This is a genomic window from Pseudomonas carassii (assembly GCF_036324045.1).
GTDB lineage: Bacteria > Pseudomonadota > Gammaproteobacteria > Pseudomonadales > Pseudomonadaceae > Aquipseudomonas > Aquipseudomonas peradeniyensis.
Genome location: NZ_JAZDCT010000041.1, coordinates 1 through 19,828 on the forward strand (window position 1 = coordinate 1; position 19,828 = coordinate 19,828).

At 65.6% G+C, this 19,828-nt stretch carries 18 protein-coding genes; 8 read left to right on the top strand and 10 right to left on the bottom strand.

Going from position 1 to position 19,828, the window contains the following annotated elements:
• The first annotated feature begins 104 nt into the window (after positions 1-104).
• The 3 genes from mdtD (at position 105) to V0R62_RS23245 (ending at position 4,213) form a co-directional block, all read left to right on the top strand.
• Positions 105-1,532: a multidrug transporter subunit MdtD gene (mdtD, locus tag V0R62_RS23235; RefSeq protein ID WP_330105395.1), complete on the top strand. Its 1,428-nt coding sequence runs from the start codon at positions 105-107 to the stop codon at positions 1,530-1,532.
• 112 nt (positions 1,533-1,644) lie between these two features.
• Positions 1,645-2,982 (top strand): ATP-dependent RNA helicase DbpA, encoded by a 1,338-nt coding sequence (gene dbpA / locus V0R62_RS23240; protein ID WP_330105419.1) that lies wholly within the window; start codon positions 1,645-1,647, stop codon positions 2,980-2,982.
• Between the two features lie 49 nt (positions 2,983-3,031).
• A complete protein-coding gene (locus V0R62_RS23245) occupies positions 3,032-4,213 on the top strand; it encodes a BaiN/RdsA family NAD(P)/FAD-dependent oxidoreductase (RefSeq protein ID WP_330105396.1) in 1,182 nt (393 codons plus the stop codon).
• 177 nt (positions 4,214-4,390) lie between these two features.
• Here V0R62_RS23245 and V0R62_RS23250 read toward each other — a convergent pair whose 3' ends face one another.
• From V0R62_RS23250 to V0R62_RS23260, 3 genes are all read right to left on the bottom strand, one after another.
• Complete coding sequence (locus tag V0R62_RS23250) at positions 4,391-5,161, bottom strand: MetQ/NlpA family ABC transporter substrate-binding protein (RefSeq protein WP_330105397.1); 771 nt, start codon at positions 5,159-5,161, stop codon at positions 4,391-4,393.
• A 64-nt stretch (positions 5,162-5,225) separates the two neighbouring features.
• A complete protein-coding gene (locus tag V0R62_RS23255) occupies positions 5,226-5,897 on the bottom strand; it encodes a methionine ABC transporter permease (RefSeq protein ID WP_050703190.1) in 672 nt (223 codons plus the stop codon).
• On the bottom strand, positions 5,897-6,904 hold the full coding sequence (locus tag V0R62_RS23260; RefSeq protein WP_330105398.1) for a methionine ABC transporter ATP-binding protein: 1,008 nt from the start codon (positions 6,902-6,904) through the stop codon (positions 5,897-5,899). Before V0R62_RS23260 ends, V0R62_RS23255 begins: the two co-directional genes overlap by 1 nt.
• A 210-nt stretch (positions 6,905-7,114) precedes the next feature.
• Here V0R62_RS23260 and katE point away from each other — a divergent pair, with 210 nt between their 5' ends.
• A complete protein-coding gene (gene katE / locus V0R62_RS23265; protein ID WP_330105399.1) occupies positions 7,115-9,259 on the top strand; it encodes a catalase HPII in 2,145 nt (714 codons plus the stop codon).
• Between the two features lie 190 nt (positions 9,260-9,449).
• Here the strand turns inward: katE and V0R62_RS23270 are convergent, their stop codons facing one another.
• From V0R62_RS23270 to zur, 4 genes are all read right to left on the bottom strand, one after another.
• The gene (locus V0R62_RS23270) at positions 9,450-10,157 is read right to left on the bottom strand and encodes a PA5502 family lipoprotein (protein WP_330105400.1); all 708 of its coding nucleotides are present in this window, start codon (positions 10,155-10,157) and stop codon (positions 9,450-9,452) included.
• 129 nt (positions 10,158-10,286) lie between these two features.
• Positions 10,287-11,069 carry a zinc ABC transporter permease subunit ZnuB gene (gene znuB / locus V0R62_RS23275; RefSeq protein ID WP_050703194.1) on the bottom strand — a complete coding sequence of 261 codons (783 nt, stop codon included), beginning with the start codon at positions 11,067-11,069 and terminating at the stop codon, positions 10,287-10,289.
• On the bottom strand, positions 11,062-11,835 hold the full coding sequence (gene znuC, locus V0R62_RS23280; protein ID WP_198745682.1) for a zinc ABC transporter ATP-binding protein ZnuC: 774 nt from the start codon (positions 11,833-11,835) through the stop codon (positions 11,062-11,064). The genes znuB and znuC overlap by 8 nt, the downstream gene beginning before the upstream one ends.
• Positions 11,832-12,317 (bottom strand): zinc uptake transcriptional repressor Zur, encoded by a 486-nt coding sequence (gene zur, locus V0R62_RS23285; protein ID WP_028688679.1) that lies wholly within the window; start codon positions 12,315-12,317, stop codon positions 11,832-11,834. Before zur ends, znuC begins: the two co-directional genes overlap by 4 nt.
• Positions 12,318-12,335: 18 nt before the next feature.
• On the opposite strand from zur, the gene V0R62_RS23290 reads away from it, so the two are divergent.
• The gene (locus V0R62_RS23290) at positions 12,336-13,292 is read left to right on the top strand and encodes a zinc ABC transporter substrate-binding protein (RefSeq protein WP_330105401.1); all 957 of its coding nucleotides are present in this window, start codon (positions 12,336-12,338) and stop codon (positions 13,290-13,292) included.
• A 142-nt stretch (positions 13,293-13,434) separates the two neighbouring features.
• On the opposite strand, the gene V0R62_RS23295 is transcribed toward V0R62_RS23290, so the two are convergent.
• Both V0R62_RS23295 and V0R62_RS23300 read right to left on the bottom strand, forming a co-directional pair.
• Complete coding sequence (locus tag V0R62_RS23295; protein WP_330105402.1) at positions 13,435-14,385, bottom strand: homoserine kinase; 951 nt, start codon at positions 14,383-14,385, stop codon at positions 13,435-13,437.
• A 71-nt stretch (positions 14,386-14,456) separates the two neighbouring features.
• Positions 14,457-14,744 carry a DUF2782 domain-containing protein gene (locus V0R62_RS23300; RefSeq protein ID WP_110736028.1) on the bottom strand — a complete coding sequence of 96 codons (288 nt, stop codon included), beginning with the start codon at positions 14,742-14,744 and terminating at the stop codon, positions 14,457-14,459.
• 74 nt (positions 14,745-14,818) lie between these two features.
• Between V0R62_RS23300 and polA the strand changes: the two genes are divergently transcribed.
• A complete protein-coding gene (gene polA, locus V0R62_RS23305) occupies positions 14,819-17,569 on the top strand; it encodes a DNA polymerase I (RefSeq protein WP_330105403.1) in 2,751 nt (916 codons plus the stop codon).
• A 454-nt stretch (positions 17,570-18,023) separates the two neighbouring features.
• On the opposite strand, the gene yihA is transcribed toward polA, so the two are convergent.
• On the bottom strand, positions 18,024-18,656 hold the full coding sequence (gene yihA, locus V0R62_RS23310) for a ribosome biogenesis GTP-binding protein YihA/YsxC (RefSeq protein WP_110736025.1): 633 nt from the start codon (positions 18,654-18,656) through the stop codon (positions 18,024-18,026).
• Positions 18,657-18,864: 208 nt separating this feature from the next.
• Between yihA and V0R62_RS23315 the strand changes: the two genes are divergently transcribed.
• Positions 18,865-19,167, top strand: a complete 303-nt coding sequence (locus V0R62_RS23315) for a c-type cytochrome (RefSeq protein WP_050703202.1) — start codon at positions 18,865-18,867, stop codon at positions 19,165-19,167.
• A gap of 31 nt (positions 19,168-19,198) precedes the next feature.
• Positions 19,199-19,816 carry a c-type cytochrome gene (locus V0R62_RS23320; RefSeq protein WP_028688672.1) on the top strand — a complete coding sequence of 206 codons (618 nt, stop codon included), beginning with the start codon at positions 19,199-19,201 and terminating at the stop codon, positions 19,814-19,816.
• Positions 19,817-19,828 lie beyond the last annotated feature (12 nt).

A 19,828-nucleotide genomic window follows, 5' to 3' on the forward strand; every position in this document is an offset into this window, starting at 1 on the left:
CCCGCGCCCCCCGCCCCCCCCCCCGCGCGCCCCCCCCCCCCCCCCCCCCCCCGCTCCCACGAGCCTGCTCCCACAATGGGCCCCACACTCGCCTGAGGTTTCTCATGCCCGACCGTGCCCCGCTGGACCCCGTCACCGCCCGCTGGATCCCCTGGGTGGTGGCCATCGCCTTCTTCATGCAGTCGCTCGACGGCACCATCCTCAACACCGCGCTGCCAGCCATGGCCCGCTCCCTGGCCGAGGACCCGCTGCGCATGCAGGGGGTGATCATCGCCTACATGCTCACCGTGGCCCTGCTGATCCCGGCCTCGGGCTGGATCGCCGACCGTTTCGGCACCAAGCGCATCTTCTTCAGCGCCATCCTGCTGTTCAGCTTCGGTTCGCTGTTGTGCGCCATGGCCAACAGCCTCGGTTTCCTGATCCTGGCCCGGGTGATCCAGGGCCTGGGCGGCGCGCTGATGCTACCGGTCGGGCGCCTGGTGGTGCTGCGCGCCTACCCGCGCTCGGAACTGGTGCGGATCATGAGCTTCATCACCATCCCCGGCCTGCTCGGCCCGCTGCTGGGTCCGACCCTGGGTGGCTGGCTGGTGGAGATTCTCAGCTGGCACTGGATCTTCCTGATCAACCTGCCGGTGGGGGCACTGGGCTGCTACGCCGTGTGGAAGTTCATCCCCGACCTGCGCGGCGCCGAGCGCACCAGCTTCGATGGCCCGGGCTTCCTGCTGTTCGGCGCGGCGATGGTGCTGATCACCATCGCCATGGAGGGCCTGGGCGAACTGCACCTGCCGCACCTGCGGGTGATGCTGTTGCTGTTCGCCGGCATGGCCTGCCTGGCCGCCTACTGGCTGCGCGCCGGGCGTGATCCGGAGCCGCTGTTCTCGCCCTCGCTGTTCCGCGTACGGACCTTCGCCATCGGCATTCTCGGCAACCTGTTCGCCCGCCTGGGCAGCGGCGCCCTGCCCTTCCTGGTGCCGTTGCTGCTGCAGGTGGCGCTGGGCTATTCACCGGCCCAGGCCGGCATGAGCATGATCCCGCTGGCGGCGGCGGCGATGCTCGCCAAGTCCATCGCCCGGCCGCTGATCGAGCGCCTGGGCTACCGCATCGTGCTGACCGGCAACACCCTGCTGCTGGGCCTGCTGCTGGCCAGCCTGGGGCTGGTCGACGAGCAGACGCCCTATGCCGTGCTGCTGGTGCAACTGGCGCTGCTGGGGGCGGTCAACTCGATGCAGTTCACAGCGATGAACACGGTAACCCTGATCGACCTCGACGACGCCAGCGCCAGCAGCGGCAACAGCCTGCTGTCGGTGGTCGCGCAGCTGTCGCTGAGCCTGGGCGTGGCCTGCGCCGGCGCCTTGCTGGGCGGTTTCACCGCGGCCGGTAGCGGCGATGGCGTACAGAGCACCCTGGGCGCCTTCCAACTGACCTTCGTCACCATCGGTGTGATGGCCATGCTGGCGGCGGCGATCTTCCTGCAACTGGCGCCGACAGACGGAAGGCGCGCCCGTCGTCCGGAAGAGCACGTCGAGTCGTAGGGCGAATGGCCATGAGGCTGGTAGACTATGCGACATTTTTCGCTTCGCACCGCAGGCCCGCCTCGTGACCGTTGAAACCACCGCTTTTGCCACCCTACCGCTGTCCGCCGCCATGCTGGCCAACCTGGACGCCCTGGGCTACGCCTCGATGACCCCGATCCAGGCCCAGAGCCTGCCGGTCATCCTCAAAGGCCAGGACCTGATCGCCCAGGCCAAGACCGGTAGCGGCAAGACCGCCGCCTTCGGCATCGGCCTGCTCAACCCGATCAACCCGCGCTACTTCGGCTGCCAGGCCCTGGTGCTGTGCCCGACCCGCGAACTGGCCGACCAGGTGGCCAAGGAGCTGCGCCGCCTGGCCCGCGCCGAGGACAACATCAAGATCCTCACCCTGTGCGGCGGCGTCTCGCTCGGCCCGCAGATCGCCTCGCTGGAACACGGCGCGCACATCATCGTCGGCACCCCGGGACGCATCCAGCAACACCTGGACAAAGGCACCCTGGTGCTCGACGGTCTCAACACCCTGGTCCTGGACGAAGCCGACCGCATGCTCGACATGGGTTTCTTCGACGCCATCGCCAGCATCATCGGCAAGACCCCGTCGCGCCGCCAGACCCTGCTGTTCTCCGCCACCTACCCGGCCGGCATCGAGCAACTGGCCAAGGACTTCATGCGCCAGCCGCAGCAGGTCAAGGTCGAGGCGCTGCACAGCGACAGCCAGATCGAACAGCGCTTCATCGAGATCGACCCGCAGCAGCGCCTGGAAGCGGTGACCCGCGTGCTCGGCCACTACCGTCCGCAGTCCTGCGTGGCGTTCTGCTTCACCAAGCAGCAGTGCGAGGACCTGGTCACCCACCTGACCGCCAAGGGCATCGTCGCCCAGGCCCTGCACGGCGACCTGGAGCAGCGCGATCGCGACCAGGTGCTGACCATGTTCGCCAACCGCAGCAGCTCGGTGCTGGTGGCCACCGACGTCGCCGCCCGTGGCCTGGACATCGACGGCCTGGACCTGGTGATCAACGTCGAGCTGGCCCGTGACGCCGAGATCCACGTGCACCGCGTCGGCCGTACCGGCCGCGCCGGCGAGAAAGGCGTGGCGATCAGCCTGGTGGCCCCGGCCGAAGGCCACCGCGCCCAGGCCATCGAGGACCTGCAGAACAAGGCGCTGCGCTGGGAACAGCTGGACAACCTCAAGAGCAAGGGCGGCGAGCCGCTGCTGCCGACGATGACCACCCTGTGCATCGGCGCCGGACGCAAGGACAAGCTGCGCCCGGGGGATATCCTCGGCGCGCTGACTGGCGATGCCGGGTTGCCGGGCAAGCAGGTGGGCAAGATCGCCATCTTCGACTTCGTGGCGTTCGTCGCCGTGGAGCGGGCGGTGGCCAAGCAGGCCATGCAGCGACTGAACAGCGGCAAGATCAAGGGTCGCGCCCTGAAAGTCCGTATCGTCTGAAGACTTTTTGGGGCCGCTTTGCGGGCCCAGTTCTTGAAGAGGTAATTTCGTGCACTCCACCGACGTGATCATCCTCGGCGCCGGCGCCGCCGGCCTGATGTGCGCCCAGCTCAGCGCCCGCCGCGGGCGCCGGGTGCTGCTGCTCGACCACGCCAACAAGCCGGGCAAGAAGATCCTCATGTCCGGCGGCGGGCGCTGCAACTTCACCAACATGTACACCGAGCCCGCCAATTTCCTCTCGCACAACCCGCACTTCTGCAAGTCGGCGCTGGCCCGCTACACCCAGTGGGACTTCATCGAGCTGGTGTGCAAGCACGGCGTGCCGTACCACGAGAAGAAGCTCGGCCAGCTGTTCTGCGACAACAAGTCCAGCGACATCCTCGACATGCTCCTGGCCGAGTGCGACGAGGCCGGCGCCGAACTGCGCATGAACACCAGCATCGAGCGCATCGACAAGACCGAAGGCGGCTACACCCTGCAGACCAGCGCCGGCCCGTTCGCCTGCCAGTCGCTGGTGATCGCCACCGGCGGCCTGTCGATCCCGACCCTGGGCGCCACCGGCTTCGGCTACCAGGTCGCCCGCCAGTTCGGCCATGAGCTGCTGCCGACCCGCGCCGGCCTGGTGCCGCTCACCATCACCGAGCCCCAGCTCAAGGCACTGTGTACCGAGCTGTCGGGTACCTCGCTGGACTGCGTCGCCAGCTGCAATGGCACGAGCTTCCGCGAGAACCTGTTGTTCACCCACCGAGGCCTGAGCGGCCCGGCGATCCTGCAGATCTCGTCGTTCTGGGAAGCAGGCGACACGGTGGAGATCAACCTGCTGCCCGACCGAGACGCGCTGGAGTGGCTGCAAGGCCAGCAAGTCGAGCGCCCCAACAGCGAACTGAAGACGGTGCTGGGCGAGGTGTTCACCCGCAAGCTGGCCAACCTTCTGGCCGAGCAGTGGTTCGTTTCGAAACCGCTGAAGCAGTACACCCCGGCGGAATTGACCCAGATCGCCGAAAAACTGGCGGCCTGGCAGGTGGTACCCGCAGGCACCGAGGGCTATCGCACTGCGGAAGTCACCCTGGGTGGCGTGGATACCCGCGAGGTGTCGTCCAAGACCATGGAGTCGCTGAAAAGCCCCGGGCTGTACTTCATCGGCGAGGTGCTGGACGTGAGCGGGCACCTGGGCGGTTTCAACTTCCAGTGGGCCTGGGCTTCGGCCAACGCGGCGGCGCAGTTCGTGTAGAGTAGAATCCATTCAGCAGCACGGAACGCTTCTTGCTGGTCTGTGCTGGAGCGCCATTTTTTGGGGCTGCTGCGCAGCCCTATCGCGGCACAAGGCCGCTCCTACAGGAGATCGCGTCCCTCTGTAGGAGCGGCCTTGTGCCGCGATGGGCCGCAGAGCGACCCCGGGGATGTCAGATCAGAACGCCGGGATCACCGCGCCCTTGTACTTCTCGGTGATGAACTGCTTCACCTCAGGCGAATGCAGGGCCGCGGCCAGCTTCTTCATGGCATCGGCGTCCTTGTTGTCCGGACGGGCCACCAGGATGTTCACGTAAGGCGAATCGCTGCCTTCGATCACCAGGGCGTCCTTCTCCGGATTCAGCTTGGCTTCCAGCGCATAGTTGGTGTTGATCAGTGCCAGGTCGACCTGGGTCAGCACGCGCGGGATGGTGGCCGCTTCCAGCTCGCGGAATTTCAGCTTCTTGTCGTTGCCGGTGATGTCCTTCACGGTCGACAGGATGTTCTTGCTGTCCTTGAGCTTGATCAGGCCAGCCTTGTCCAGCAGCAGCAGGGCACGGCCGCCGTTGGTGGCGTCGTTGGGGATGACCACGGTGGCGCCGGATGGCAGTTCGTCGAGCTTCTTGTACTTGCTCGAGTAGGCGCCCAGCGGCTCCAGGTGCACGCCGGCAACGCTGACCAGCTGGGTGCCCTTGGCCTTGTTGAACTCATCCAGGTACGGCTGGTGCTGGAAGAAGTTGGCGTCCAGGCGCTTTTCCGCGACCTGCACGTTCGGCTGGATGTAATCGGTGAATTCCTTGACCTTCAGCTCCACACCCTCTTTGGCCAGCTGTGGCTGGACGAACTTGAGGATCTCGGCGTGTGGCACCGGGGTGGCGGCGACGGTCAGGGTCTCGGCGTGGGCCGAGAAGGCCGCGACGGCGGCGACAACAGCAAGCAGCTTCTTCATTGATCACTCCTTGTGAGGGCCGCGACGGCCCCCGAACGGGTCGGCCAGGCCGACCCCATTGGGGTTACTTACGGGAAAAATGCACGACCAGCTTGTCGCCGACGCTCTGCAGCACCTGCACCAGGATCAGCAGCAGGACCACGGTGACCACCATCACGTCGGTCTGGAAACGCTGGTAGCCGAAGCGGATGGCCAGGTCGCCCAGACCGCCCGCGCCCACCACGCCGGCCATGGCGGTGTACGAGACCAGGGTGATGGCGGTGACGGTGATCGCCGCGAAGATGCCCGGACGGGCCTCCGGCAGCAAGGCGTTGGTGATGATCTGGCGGGTGGTTGCGCCCATCGACTGGGTGGCTTCGATGATGCCGCGATCCACCTCGCGCAGGGCGGTTTCCACCAGGCGCGCGAAGAACGGCGTGGCCCCCACCACCAGCGGAGGAATGGCCCCCGCGACACCCAGCGAGGTGCCGGTGATCAGGACCGTGATCGGGATCATCACGATCAGCAGGATGATGAACGGCAGCGAGCGCAGGATGTTCACCACCAGCGACAGCAGCGCGTAGACGCCCTTCTGCTCGAACATCTGCCGCGGCCCGCAGAGGAACAGCAGCACGCCCAGCGGCAGGCCCAGCAGCACGGTGAAGAACAGCGAGCCGAACAGCATGATCATGGTGTCGATGCTGGCCAGCCAGATTTCGGCCCAGTCGACGTTGGCGAAGAAATTCAGGGCGTCCATCAACGCAGTACCTCCATATGTACGTCAGCTGCAGTGAAGCGGGCGAATGCCGCGTCCATGTCTCCGCCGATCAAGGCGAGGGTCAGCTGGCCATAGGGAATATCCTTGATGCGGTCGATGCGTCCGGCCAGGATGCTGTAGTCGACACCGGTTTCGCGGGCCACGGTGCCCAGCAGCGGCGCGTAGGTGGCGCAGCCCTGGAAGGTCAGGCGCACGATGCGGCCCGGCACATGGGCGAAGTCGTCGCGTTGCTCGTTCTCGTCGACCTGCTCGTCCTCCTGGACGAAGCGCCGGGTGGTGGCGTGCTGCGGGTGCAGGAACACGTCGGCCACCGGGCCTTGTTCGACGATCTGCCCGGCGTCCATCACCGCCACGCGGTCGCAGACCCGGCGGATCACGTCCATTTCGTGGGTGATCAGCACGATGGTCAGCTTCAGCTCGCGGTTGATCTCGGCCAGCAGTTGCAGCACCGAGGCGGTGGTCTGCGGGTCGAGGGCGCTGGTGGCCTCGTCGCACAGCAGGATCTTCGGGTTGGTGGACAGGGCGCGGGCGATGCCGACACGCTGCTTCTGCCCGCCCGACAGCTGCGCCGGGTACTTCTTCGCGTGCTCGGACAGGCCGACGCGGGCCAGCAGTTCGGTGACGCGCTTGTCGATCTCGCCACGCGACAGCTCGCCGGCCAGCACCAGTGGCAGGGCGACGTTGTCGGCGACGGTCTTGGACGCCAGCAGGTTGAAGTGCTGGAAGATCATCCCGACCTGCTGGCGGAAGCGGCGCAACTGGTTGGCGTCGAAGGCGGTGACGTCCTCGCCGTCGACCACGATCTTGCCGCCGGACGGCTCCTCGAGGCGGTTGATCAGACGCAGCATGGTGCTCTTGCCGGCACCGGAGTGGCCGATCAGGCCGAACACCTGGCCATCTTCGATGGTCAGGCTGGTCGGGTTCAGGGCCGGGATATCCCTACCGGCGACGCGGTAGGTCTTGTGGACATTTTGAAACTCGATCACTGAGCGAACCTTGTGGGGCGCATGGAATTTGGGTCAGCGGTTAGCCGGGGTCGCGCATTTTAGCCTTTTCCCCTGCCTGTTCTTAGCATTAATTTCGCAATGCTCCAATCCAATCGGCATATCGCGACGGTCGGCAATCCGATTGAACGCATCCGACGGCCTCCCAGTCATCTACTTGAACAAGCCGAGTACTGATGAGGAGAGCCGAAGATGCCCAGCAAGAAGCCCCAGGCGCCGCAGCCGAGCCCGGTCGCGGGCACCGATACCCCTGACAAGGCCAACACCAACGCCAAGTTGCAGAGCCTGGAAGCCTTTCGCAGCGACGCCAGCGGCCAGGCGCTGCGCACCAACCAGGGCGTGAGGATCGCCGACAACCAGAACAGCCTCAAGGCCGGCGCCCGTGGGCCTTCGCTGCTCGAAGACTTCATCATGCGCGAGAAGATCACCCACTTCGATCATGAGCGCATACCGGAGCGCATTGTCCATGCCCGGGGCTGTGGTGCCCACGGCTATTTCCAGAGCTACGGCTGCCATGGCGAACTGACCAAGGCCGGTTTCCTGCAGGATCCCGAGAAGATCACCCCGGTGTTCGTGCGTTTCTCCACCGTGCAGGGGCCACGTGGCTCGGGCGACACGGTGCGTGATGTGCGAGGTTTCGCGGTGAAGTTCTACACCGACGAGGGCAACTTCGACCTGGTCGGCAACAACATGCCGGTGTTCTTCATCCAGGACGCGATCAAGTTTCCCGACTTCGTCCACGCGGTGAAACCCGAGCCGCACAACGAGATGCCCACTGGCGGCTCGGCCCACGACACCTTCTGGGACTTCGTCTCGCTGGTGCCGGAGTCGGCGCACATGGTCATGTGGGCCATGTCCGACCGCGCCATCCCGCGCAGCCTGCGGATGATGGAAGGCTTTGGCGTGCATACCTTCCGCCTGGTCAACGCCGAGGGCGTGGGAAGCTTCGTCAAGTTCCACTGGAAGCCGCGCCAGGGCGTGCATTCGGTGCTGTGGGACGAGGCGCAGAAGCTGGCGGGCAAGGATACCGACTACCACCGCCGCGACCTGTGGGAGGCCATCGAGACCGGCCATTACCCGGAGTGGGAGCTGGGCGTGCAGATCGTCCCTGAGGCCGATGAGCACAAGTTCGACTTCGACCTGCTCGACCCGACCAAGCTCATCCCCGAAGAGCTGGTGCCGGTGACGCCGCTGGGCAGGATGGTGCTCGACCGCAACCCCGACAACTTCTTCGCCGAGGTCGAACAGATCGCCTTCTGCCCGGGGCATATCGTCCCGGGCATCGACTTCAGCAACGACCCGCTGCTGCAGGGCCGGCTGTTCTCCTACACCGATACCCAGATCAGCCGCCTGGGTGGGCCGAACTTCCATGAGATCCCGATCAACCGCCCTGTCGCGCCCAACCACAGCAGCCAGCGCGATGCCATGCACCGCATGACCCTCGACAAGGGCCGCGCCGCCTACGAGCCCAACTCCATCGATGGCGGCTGGCCGCAAGAGACGCCGCCCGCCGCGCGGGATGGCGGCTTCAAGAGCTATGGGGAGCGTATCGATGCCCACAAGATCCGCCAGCGCAGCGCGTCGTTCGGCGATCATTTTTCCCAGGCCCGGTTGTTCTTCCAGAGCATGAGCCCGACGGAGCAGCAGCACATCATCAAGGCCTACAGCTTCGAGCTGGGCAAGGTGGAGCGCGAGGCGATTCGCGCCCGGGAGGTGAACGAGATCCTCGCCAACATCGACCTCAAGCTGGCGGCGGCGGTGGCGACCAACCTCGGGTTGCCGGCGCCCAAGGCCGGCACGGTCAAGGTAAAAGGCAGCAAGCCCGCGCAGTCAAAGGCCTTGAGCCAGATGAACCATCCCGGTGCGATTGGCATCAGTGGGCGCAAGGTCGCCATTTTGGTGACCGATGGCGTGGAGGCTGGCAGCGTCGACAAGGTGGTGAAGGCGCTGGAGGCCAAGCGCGCACATCCCGTGCTGTTGGCGCCGACCTTGGCGCCGGTCAAGGCTGCCGATGGCACGCCACTGCCGGTGGATGCCTCCATGGAAGGCATGCCGTCGGTGATGTTCGATGGCGTGTGGGTGCCGGCGGGCAAGGTGTCGCTGGAGGCGCTGGAGAAAAGCGGCGTGGCCAGGCATTTCCTGCTGGAGGCCTATAAGCATCTCAAGCCGATTGGGGTAAGCAGTGAAGGCAAGCTGCTGCTGAACAAACTGGGGCTGAAGGAGGACGCGGGGCTGCTGCTGGGGGATGGGCAGAAGGCGTTCGATGGGTTCTTCAAGGCGCTAGAGGGGCATCGAGTGTGGGCGCGGGAGGCTGTTGCCGAGGCGATACCAGCGTAAGAATCAGCCCTTTCAGTGTCGATAATTGGTGCTCGGCTTGGAATTGCCGGGGTCGCTTTGCGACCCTTTCGCGACACAAGGCCGCTCCTACAGGAGTTATGCGATCCCTGTAGGAGCGGCCTTGTGTCGCGAAAGGGCTGCAAAGCAGCCCCGGCAATCTTGAATTGGAGCGGGCTTGCCCCGCGATTGTTCACTGCTGATGAGGGATCAAGACCACCTGCGCTGGCAGCGAGCGCTGGATCTCATGCTTCTGCTCAAGCGCGAAACCACTGTCGAGCTTGCGTACCCGCTTCTCCAGCAGGGTCTTGAGCCACGGCGCGTCCTGGGTGCGCGGCACCTGGAACACCACCTCGCACTGGTAGTTCACCACGTCGGCGGCGATGTCATCCAGCTGGCGACGCATCGCACGGCTGTCGGTGGTCTTCAACGCCACCACGGTGCTGGGCGCGGTTGGGTCGATGACCCGGGCCTTGGGCTTGGACTCGGCCGCCTTCAGCGCCGCCTCGGCCTTTTCCAGCTCGGCCTTGCGCGCCTGGGCCATGGCATCGCCGCCAGTCAGGGCCGGTGCCTGGGGCATCAGCGCCCGGGCGCGGGCCAGCGCGGTAGCGGCGGCATTCACATCGCCCTTTTGCAGGACGATGCGGCTGCGTTGCAGGTAGGCCTCGGCCAGCTGGCGCTGGTGCGGCTCGAGGCGCGCATCGCCCGGTGCCTGGGCCTGCAGCGCGGCCAGCTGGTCCTCGGCGGTGGCCAGTTCGTTGCTGGCGATGCTTTGTTCCAGCTGCTGCCAGGCATCCGGCTGGGCAGGCGCGACCGGCTGCTCGGCCGGCTTGCTGGAGCAGGCGGCCAGGAACAGGGAAAACGCGGCAACAAGCAGATAACGTGAGGCGAACGGCTTCATTCCTGCGACTCTCTATTTGCGCAAAAAGCGAGCAAGTCTACACCCAGGTGCGCACGCTCGAAAACTGGTCTTGTCAGACCTTCAAGCGATGAAAAGGTTGCAGGGCGCGTCAGCAGGCGCCCTGGAATCTCAGCGTTTCGGCAACGCCAGGCTCAGCAAGAATAGCACCGCCGCACAGACCACGATCGAAGGCCCGGCCGGGGTGTCCTTGAACCAGGACAGCGCCAGGCCGCCGCAGACCGCAGTAACCCCCAGCAGGCTGGCGCCCACGGCCATCTGTTCCGGCGAGCGGGCGTGACGCTGTGCCGCGGCGGCCGGGATGATCAGCAGCGAGGTGATCAGCAGCACGCCGACGATCTTCATCGCCACCGCGATCACCACGGCGATCAGCAGCATCAGCGCCAGGCGCAGGCCGGCCACCGGCAAGCCTTCGACCATCGCCAGCTCCTCATGCACGGTAACCGCCAGCAGCGGCCGCCAGAACATCGCCAGCAGTACCAGCACCAGCGCGCTGCCGCCGAGGATCCAGGCCAGGTCGGTGGTGCTGATCGCCAGCAGGTCGCCGAACAGGTAGGCCATCAGGTCGATGCGCACATCGTGCATGAAGCTCAGCACCACCAGGCCCAGCGACAGGGTGCTGGGGGCGAGGATGCCGAGCAGGGTGTCCGAGGCCAGTGGCTGGCGCTGTTGCAGGGTCACCAGCAGGATCGCCAGCAACAGGCAGCCGACGGTTACCGCCAGCGCCGGGCTGACGTCCAGGGCGAAGCCCAGCGCCACGCCAAGCAGCGCGGCGTGGGACAGGGTGTCGCCGAAGTAGGCCATGCGCCGCCAGACCACGAAGGAGCCCAGCGGACCGGCGACGAGCGCCAGCGACAGGCCGGCAAGCAGGGCGTAGAGAAGAAAATCAGCCATGCTTGCAGTGCTCTCCGTGGACATGGGCGCCGGGGGCGATCACCGAGCCGTGCAGGTCGTGGCTGTGATCGTGATGGTGGTGGTAGATGGCCAGGCTCGGCGCGTTCTGGCCGAACAGCTCGACGAAGGCCGGGTCGTTGCTGACCTGCTCCGGGTGGCCCGAGCAGCACACATGGCGGTTGAGGCAGACCACCTGGTCGGTGGCGCTCATCACCAGGTGCAGGTCGTGGGAGACCATCAGCACGCCGCAGCCATGGCGGTCGCGCAGGCGGGTGATCAGGTTGTACAGCTCGGTCTGGCCGACCACGTCGACGCCTTGCACCGGTTCGTCCAGCACCAGCAGTTCGGGTTCGCGCAGCAGGGCGCGGGCCAGCAGCACGCGCTGCATTTCGCCGCCGGAGATGGTCTGGATCGGGCTGTCGATCACCTGCTCGGCGCCGACTTCCTGCAGCGCCGCCAAGGCTGCCGCGCGGTCTACCCCGGGCACCAGGCGCAGGAAGCGTAGCACCGACAGCGGCAGCGTGGCGTCTACCTGGATCTTCTGCGGCATGTAGCCGATACGCAGTTTCGGCTTGCGCCACACCTTGCCTTGGTGCGGCTTGAGCAGGCCGAGCACGGCGCGCACCAGCGTGGTCTTGCCGGCGCCGTTGGGGCCGATCAAGGTGACGATCTGCCCGGGCGCGACGGCCAGGTCGATGCTGTCGAGCACCGCCTCGCCGCCGAAGCTGACGCCGACCTGCTCGAGGCGGATCAGGGCGTCGCTCATGCCTTGCCCCGGCAGTTGCCGCACAGGCCGACCACTTCGACCGTCTGCGTCTCTACGGCGAAGCCCACGGCCTTGGCGCTGCTGACGATGGCGTCGCTGATGCTGTTCTGCTCGAGCTCGATGGCCACATGGCAGGCGCGGCAGATCAGGAACTGGCCCTGGTGCGCATGCTCGGGGTGGCTGCAGCCGATGAAGGCGTTGAGCGAGGCGATGCGGTGCACCAGGCCATTCTCCAGCAGGAAGTCCAGCGCCCGATAGACGGTGGGCGGCGCGGCGCGGCGGCCGTCCTGCTCGCTGAGCACGGCGAGGATGTCGTAGGCGCCCAGCGGCTTGTGGCTTTGCCACACCAGCTCCAGCACGCGGCGGCGCAGGGCGGTCAGGCGCAGGCCCTGACGGTTGCACAGCGCGTCGGCCTCGGCCAGCGCACTGTGGACGCAGTGGGAATGATCGTGGGGACGGTGGGCCAGCGGCGTGATGGACATGGGCAGCGACGGTTCAGGATGGAGACGTTATTATGTTACCTGTTTCTGACGACCCGAGTATCCACCGTGTCCCGATTCCTTGCCCTCTTTGTCGCTTTCATCGCTTTTTCGGCCCACGCCGACGTGCGCGTGCTGACCAGCATCAAGCCTCTGCAGCAGATCGCCGCCGCCGTCCAGGACGGTGTCGGCAGCCCCGACGTGCTGCTGCCGCCGGGCGCCTCCCCACACAACTACGCGCTGCGCCCCTCCGACGTGCGCAAGGTTGCCGATGCCGACCTGTTGTACTGGATCGGCCCGGACATGGAAGGCTTCCTGCCCCGTGTGTTGAAGAGCCGCGCCAAGCCGACCGTGGCCGTGCAGTCGCTGTCAGGCCTGCAGCTGCGCCACTTCGGCGAGGACAGCCACTCCCACGACGAGGAAGACCACGACGATCACGACCATGACCACCGTCCGGGCAGCCTTGACGCGCACCTGTGGCTGTCGTCGGTGAATGCCCGGGTGATCGCGACGAAGATGGCCGGTGACCTGGCGGCAGCGGATCCGGCCAATGCGCCGCGCTACCAGGCCAACCTCAAGCTGTTCGTCGAGCGCATGGATGCCCTGGATGGACGGATCAAGCAGCGGGTGGCGGGGATCGCCGGCAAGCCGTACTTCGTGTTCCACGAGGCCTTCGACTACTTCGAGGCCGCCTATGGCCTGAAGCACGCCGGTGTGTTCAGCGTCGCCTCGGAAGTGCAGCCAGGCGCGCAGCACGTCGCCGCCATGCGCAAGCGCCTGCAGGCGGTGGGCAAGACCTGTGTGTTCAGCGAGCCGCCGCTGCGCCCGCGCCTGGCCGAGACGCTGACCGCTGGTTTGCCGGTGCGCCTGGCGGAGCTGGATGCGCTGGGGGGCAGCGATGCGGTGGATGCCAGGGGCTATGAGCGTTTGCTGGAGAAGCTGGGCAGCGACCTGACCGGTTGCCTGGAACAACTGTAGGAGTGGCCTTGCCGAGGCGTCGGACCGGCCGGAAAGGGCCGCATAGCGGCCCCGGCAATATCAGCTTGATGCGCAGATCTGGGGGGTGCTTCGCACCCCTTTCGCGGCGCAAGGCCGCTCCTACAGGTTGCGTTATCGCCCTTTAGAGCGCGAACGGCAGCTTCAGCGCCACCTGCTGGCGCTGCGCCAGACGCACTTCGAACTCGCTCGGGTCATGGATCATCACGTCCATCCCGGCGAATGCCTGCGCCGCGATCAGGCGCGACAGCCAGAAGCGCACGCAGGCCACCCGCAGCATCACCGGCCACAGCTCGGCCTCGGCGGCGGTGAACGGCCGCAGCGCCGCATAGGCGCCCAGCAGGGCCTGGGCGCGCGGCAGGTCGATACCGCCCTGCTCGTCCAGGCACCAGTCGTTCACGGTGATGGCGATGTCATACAGCATCGGCCCGGAGCAGGCGTTGTAGAAGTCGATCAGCCCGGTCAGGTGGGTGCCTTCGAACATCACGTTGTCGCGGAACAGGTCGGCGTGCAGGTTGGCCTTGGGCAGGGCGAGGATCTGCGCCTTGTGCGCGGTGATTTCCGCCAGTGCCGGCTGCAGCAGCCCGGCCTGTTCCAGATTCAGGCCCGGCAGCAACTCGGCGCCCGATTCCAGCATCCAGTCCAGGCCACGGTCGGTGCGGCGCTCGATGATGTGCTCGCGGGTGGCCAGGTGGATATGCGCCAACAGCTCGCCGACCTGGGCACAGTGCTGGTTGTTCGGCGCCTTGATGTGCTTGCCCGACAGCCGTGGCTGCAGCAGCGCCGGCTTGCCGCACAGCTCGCGCAGGCCGTTGCCGTCGCGGTCGCGCAGGGCGTAGGGCACCGGCATGTCGGCAGCGTGCAGCACGTCGAGCAGCTCGATGAAGAACGGCATGTCTTCAGCCGGCCCGCGCTCGATCAGTGTGAGGACGAACTCCCCCTTTTCCAGGCTGACGAAGAAATTGCTGTTCTCGGTACCGGCGGCGATGCCCTGGAAATCGAGCAGGCGACCCAGCTCGTACGGCGCCAGAAAGGTTTCCAGCTCAGGCCGGGACACAGGGGTGAAGACTGACATGTTGAAGAATTGCCCATGCGGGCACTTCCGCCGGAAGTGCCTGGTTGATAAGAACGATACGCGTTACTAGCTTACCACTCGAAGATCTTCCAGGACGGAATCAGCATGTCCGGCTGGTCGGAACGAATGAAATTGCCTTCGGAGCCATCGGCGCGTACCAGGAAATAAGGCTTGCCGCCTTTCGGCGTGACCTTGATCGCATACAGGAAGCCGTTTTGACGGTACTCCTGGATGGTCTTGTCGCCTTCCGTGCGAATGGTTACATCGGGATCGGCCGATGGGGCTTCGTCCGCCGCCAGGGTGACGACCGGCATGGTGGCCAGCAGACCGAGCAGTAACAGGCGAATGGGTGTGCGCATGATAACCTAGTCCTTTTGTCGTCATTGATCCGGCTATTCTAGCGCCGGACCCGTCGAAAAGGTTGATTCTCCTCATGAGCCTAGCGCCCCTCGTCCTGGTGGACGGTTCGTCCTACCTCTACCGCGCCTTTCACGCGCTGCCGCCGCTGACCACTTCCAAGGGCTTGCCCACTGGCGCGGTCAAGGGCGTGCTGAACATGCTCAAGAGCCTGCGCAAGCAGTACCCGGACAGCCTGTTCGCGGTGGTTTTCGACGCCAAGGGCGGGACCTTCCGCGACGCCATGTTCGCCGAGTACAAGGCTAACCGCCCGAGCATGCCTGACGATTTGCGGGTGCAGGTCGAGCCGCTGCACGCCAGCGTCCGCGCCCTCGGCTACCCGCTGCTGTGCGTCGAGGGCGTGGAGGCTGACGACGTTATCGGCACCTTGGCCCGCAGTGCCGCCGCTGCCGGCCGCCCGGTGATCATCTCGACCGGCGACAAGGACATGGCCCAGCTGGTGGACGGCCACGTCACCCTGGTCAACACCATGACCGGCAGCGTGCTGGACATCGCTGGCGTGCACGAGAAGTTCGGCGTAGGTCCCGAGCACATCATCGATTTTCTCGCCCTGATGGGTGACAAGGTCGACAACATCCCCGGCGTGCCGGGCGTTGGCGAGAAGACCGCGGTCGGCCTGCTGACCGGCATCGGCGGTGGCCTGCGCGACCTGTACGACAACCTCGACAAGGTGCCGGCCCTGGCCATCCGTGGCGCCAAGACCCTGCCGGCGAAGCTCGAGGAGCACCGCGACGCGGCTTTCCTGTCCTACGAGCTGGCGACCATCAAGTGCGATGTCGAGCTGGATGTCGAAGTGGAAGCCTTGGTCTGCGGCGAGCCGGACCGCGAGGCGCTGCTGGCGCTGTACACCGAGATGGAGTTCAAGAGCTGGGTGGCCGAAGTCCAGCGCAGCGCGCCCAAGGCCGGTGACAGCGTTGCTGCCGACATCGAGCCTGTGGCCGAGAAGGTCGAGCCGAAGTACGAGACCATCCTCGACCAGGCGCGTTTCGACGCCTGGCTGGAGAAGCTGCGCCAGGCGCCACTGTTCGCCTTCGACACCGAGACCACCGGCCTCGACGCGCAGCAGGCGCAACTGGTCGGCCTGTCGTTCGCCGTCGAGCCCCACGAGGCCGCCTACGTGCCGCTGGCCCACGATTACGAAGGCGCCCCCGCCCAGCTCGACCGTGACGCCGTGCTGCTGGCCCTCAAGCCCCTGCTGGAAGACCCGGCCAAGGGCAAGATCGGCCAGAACGCCAAGTACGACATCAACATCCTGGCCAACGGCAGCCCGGCCATCCTGATGCGCGGCGTGGCCTACGACACCATGCTCGAGTCCTATGTGCTCGACTCCACTGCCACCCGTCACGACATGGACAGCCTGGCGCAGAAGTACCTGGACCACACCACCATCGGTTTCGAGGACATCGCCGGCAAGGGCGCCAAGCAACTGACCTTCAACCAGATCCCCCTGGAGAAGGCCGGCCCCTACGCGGCCGAGGACGCCGACATCACCCTGCGCCTGCACCACGCGTTGCAGGCGCGCCTGGCCAAGACGCCGAGCGTGCTGCCGGTGCTGATGGACATCGAGATGCCGCTGGTGCCGGTGCTGGCGAAGATCGAGCGCCAGGGTGCGCTGGTCGACGCCGCGCTGCTCGGCGTGCAGAGCGGCGAGCTGGGGGCGAAGCTGGTCGAGCTGGAGCGTGAGGCATACGCCCTGGCCGGCGAGGAATTCAACCTGGGCTCGCCCAAGCAGCTGGGCGCGATCCTCTACGACAAGCTGGGCATGCCGGTGCTGAGCAAGACCGCCAAGGGCCAGCCGTCCACCGCCGAGGCGGTCCTGGATGACCTGGCCGAGCAAGGCTACCCGCTGCCCAAGGTGCTCATGCAGTACCGCAGCCTGAGCAAGCTCAAGAGCACCTACACCGACAAGCTGCCGGGGCAGATCAACCCGCGCACCGGGCGGATCCACACCTCCTACCAGCAGGCCGTGGCTGCCACCGGCCGGCTGTCGTCCAGCGACCCGAACCTGCAGAACATCCCGGTGCGCACCGCCGAAGGCCGGCGCATTCGCCAGGCTTTCGTCGCCAGCCCCGGTTATAGGCTGCTGGCGGCGGACTATTCGCAGATCGAGCTGCGCATCATGGCCCACCTGGCCAAGGACGAAGGCCTGCTGCATGCCTTCCGCAACGACCTGGACGTGCACCGCGCCACCGCCGCCGAAGTGTTCGGCGTGGCCCTGGCGGACGTCACCACTGACCAGCGCCGCAGCGCCAAGGCGATCAACTTCGGCCTGATCTACGGTATGAGCGCGTTCGGCCTGGCCAAGCAGATCGGCGTCGACCGCAAGCAGTCCCAGGACTACATCGACCGCTATTTCGCCCGTTATCCCGGCGTGCTGGCCTACATGGAGCGCACCCGCGCCCAGGCCGCCGAGCAGGGCTTCGTCGAGACCCTGTTCGGCCGTCGCCTGTACCTGCCGGATATCAACGCCAAGAACCCGGCCCTGCGCAAAGGCGCCGAGCGTACCGCGATCAACGCCCCGATGCAGGGCACTGCGGCGGACATCATCAAGCGCGCCATGGTGGCGGTGGACAACTGGCTGACCGACAGCAAGCTGGATGCGCGAGTGATCCTGCAGGTGCACGACGAACTGGTGCTCGAAGTGCGCGAGGACCTGGTCGAGCAGGTGAAAGATGAAATTCGTGGCTACATGAGCGGTGCCGCGGAACTCGATGTGCCGCTGCTGGTTGAAGTGGGCGTTGGCTCGAATTGGGACGAAGCTCACTAAACGCCGTGTGAAAGCTGTGTAGGATCTGCGGCGTAGTGTCGCGGATCCGGTGCTGGCCTCGGGCCTTAGATCGGGAGTTTCATGAAACTATCGCAAATAGTTTCGAGGGGCTCGGAACTAAACCGGTGAACCGCCACTCAGAGGTACTGAATGGCTGGTGAAGCCTTTCGATGCTCCTATGTTGTGTTAAGTGTTGGCAGATATCTGGACCCCGCCCTAGCGGTCCGGACTTGGACCCCGAACTTCCCCCTCCCCATACGAAGTCCGGGGTTTTTTTTGCCCGGAATTCAGGGTTCCACACAGCCCGTGTGTAGGAGCGGCCTTGCCGAGGCGTCGGACCGGCCGGAAAGGGGCGTGTAGCGGCCCCAGGATCTCGAGGCTGACTCAAGACTGCCGGGGCTGCTGTGCTGCCCTTTCGCGGCACAAGGCCGCTCCTACAAAGGCGGGTATCGCCTCACGCCACCGGCTTGTCTTCCAGCTCCATCCAGTCCGCCAGCACCCGGTAGGCCTCTTCCAGCCCCTGGCGCTTGGGCGCCGAAAACAGCTGGATGGTCGCCGCATCGCCCCAGCCCTTGCGGATTTCCGCCTGCACCTTGAGCAGGGTGTTCTTGCCGGCGCCATGGGTCAGCTTGTCGGCCTTGGTCAGCAGGATGTGCATGGGCATGCCGCTGGCCTTGGCCCAGTCGAGCATCATCTTGTCGAAGTCGGTCATCGGGTGGCGGGTGTCCATCATCAGGATCACCCCGCGCAGGCACTCGCGGCTGCCCAAGTAGGCTTCCAGGTGTTTCTGCCAGTGCTGCTTGAGCGGAATCGGCACTTTTGCATAACCGTAGCCCGGCAGGTCGACCAAACGCCGTTCATCGTCCAGACTGAAGAAATTCAGCAGCTGGGTGCGCCCGGGGGTCTTCGAGGTGCGCGCCAGGCTGGCGTGGGTCAGGGTGTTGAGGGCGCTGGATTTACCGGCGTTGGAACGGCCGGCGAAAGCCACCTCGTAACCCTGGTCTTCGGGGCATTGTTCGACCTTGGCGGCGCTGAGGGCGAATTTGGCTTTCTGGCAGAGGCCGAGGATGGGGTTCTTGACTTGCATGGGATTTCCGATGTGGGTGTTGCCCAGCGCTGGAGGCGTAGGACCAGGCCTGGCAAGCGGTGTCGTTTCCGTTTGGCTGGCGGAAGTATATAATGCCCCAGTTTTTGTGTGCTCATTCGCCCAGCGAAGGCAATTGAGCATGGGGTGTCGAACAATAGCTCGCGCAACAGAACGCAGCGCGGCCCCCAACCCTGTCAGGTCGTTTCGCATGGCGAAATGGCTGCTTGCTGTCGGTATGTTCCTGCCGTTTTTCAGCGCACAGGCTACACAGGATCCCGAGGCGTTGTACAACCGCACGTGCGCGGCCTGTCACGCCGGACAACTGCCCCAGGCACCCAAAAGCGGTGACCGGGCGGCCTGGGAGCCAAGGCTGGCGCGAGGCATGGAGCAACTGGTGGTGCATGTTACACAGGGTTTCAAGGCTATGCCGCCGCGTGGATTGTGCATGGACTGCAGTGCCGAGGACTACCGTTTGGTCATCCTTTGGATGAGCGGCAGTCCCGATACATAACATTTCACCCTTAGCCGTGTTGGATTAGCTGATGAACAAACTATTCGTGAGTCTGCTGTTGACCATGGGGGTCGCAGGTGCGGCAACTGCTGCGGGACCCATCAAAGGCGATGCTGCTGCCGGTCAGGCCAAAACAGCTGTCTGTGGGGCCTGCCACAACCCTGACGGCAACAGCCTGGCACCGAACTTCCCGAAACTCGCCGGCCAAGGTGAGCCCTACCTGAACAAGCAGCTGCATGACATCAAGGACGGCAAGCGTACCGTGCTGGAGATGACCGGCATGCTGGCCAACTTCAACGACCAGGACCTGGCCGATATCGCCGCCTATTTTGCCAGCCAGAAAGGCAGCGTGGGCGCCGCCGACCCGAAACTGGTCGAGCGTGGCCGTGCCCTGTTCAATGGCGGCAACCTCGAGAAAGGCATGCCCGCCTGCACCGGCTGCCACTCGCCCAACGGCGCGGGTATCGCCCTGGCGAAATTCCCGCACCTGAGCGGCCAGCACGCGCAGTACGTCAGCAAGCAGCTGACCGACTTCCGCGAAGGCAACCGCACCAACGACGGCGACGCCATGACCATGCGCACCATCGCCGGCAAGCTGAGCAACAAGGACATCGAAGCGCTGTCCAGCTACATTCAGGGCCTGCACTGACATACGCGTTAA

Excerpts from the sequence above, each read along its gene's own strand:
- zur (WP_028688679.1), bottom strand. The coding sequence starts at position 12,317 with ATGTCCATCACGCCGCTGGCCCACCGTCCCCACGATCATTCCCACTGC.
- V0R62_RS23300 (WP_110736028.1), bottom strand. The coding sequence starts at position 14,744 with ATGCGCACACCCATTCGCCTGTTACTGCTCGGTCTGCTGGCCACCATG.
- V0R62_RS23315 (WP_050703202.1), top strand. The coding sequence starts at position 18,865 with ATGGCGAAATGGCTGCTTGCTGTCGGTATGTTCCTGCCGTTTTTCAGC.
- dbpA (WP_330105419.1), top strand. The coding sequence starts at position 1,645 with ATGCTGGCCAACCTGGACGCCCTGGGCTACGCCTCGATGACCCCGATC.
- V0R62_RS23290 (WP_330105401.1), top strand. The coding sequence starts at position 12,336 with ATGGAGACGTTATTATGTTACCTGTTTCTGACGACCCGAGTATCCACC.
- mdtD (WP_330105395.1), top strand. The coding sequence starts at position 105 with ATGCCCGACCGTGCCCCGCTGGACCCCGTCACCGCCCGCTGGATCCCC.
- V0R62_RS23320 (WP_028688672.1), top strand. The coding sequence starts at position 19,199 with ATGAACAAACTATTCGTGAGTCTGCTGTTGACCATGGGGGTCGCAGGT.
- V0R62_RS23270 (WP_330105400.1), bottom strand. The coding sequence starts at position 10,157 with ATGAAGCCGTTCGCCTCACGTTATCTGCTTGTTGCCGCGTTTTCCCTG.
- polA (WP_330105403.1), top strand. The coding sequence starts at position 14,819 with ATGAGCCTAGCGCCCCTCGTCCTGGTGGACGGTTCGTCCTACCTCTAC.
- katE (WP_330105399.1), top strand. The coding sequence starts at position 7,115 with ATGCCCAGCAAGAAGCCCCAGGCGCCGCAGCCGAGCCCGGTCGCGGGC.
- V0R62_RS23250 (WP_330105397.1), bottom strand. The coding sequence starts at position 5,161 with ATGAAGAAGCTGCTTGCTGTTGTCGCCGCCGTCGCGGCCTTCTCGGCC.
- yihA (WP_110736025.1), bottom strand. The coding sequence starts at position 18,656 with ATGCAAGTCAAGAACCCCATCCTCGGCCTCTGCCAGAAAGCCAAATTC.
- V0R62_RS23255 (WP_050703190.1), bottom strand. The coding sequence starts at position 5,897 with ATGGACGCCCTGAATTTCTTCGCCAACGTCGACTGGGCCGAAATCTGG.
- znuB (WP_050703194.1), bottom strand. The coding sequence starts at position 11,069 with ATGGCTGATTTTCTTCTCTACGCCCTGCTTGCCGGCCTGTCGCTGGCG.
- znuC (WP_198745682.1), bottom strand. The coding sequence starts at position 11,835 with ATGAGCGACGCCCTGATCCGCCTCGAGCAGGTCGGCGTCAGCTTCGGC.
- V0R62_RS23295 (WP_330105402.1), bottom strand. The coding sequence starts at position 14,385 with ATGTCAGTCTTCACCCCTGTGTCCCGGCCTGAGCTGGAAACCTTTCTG.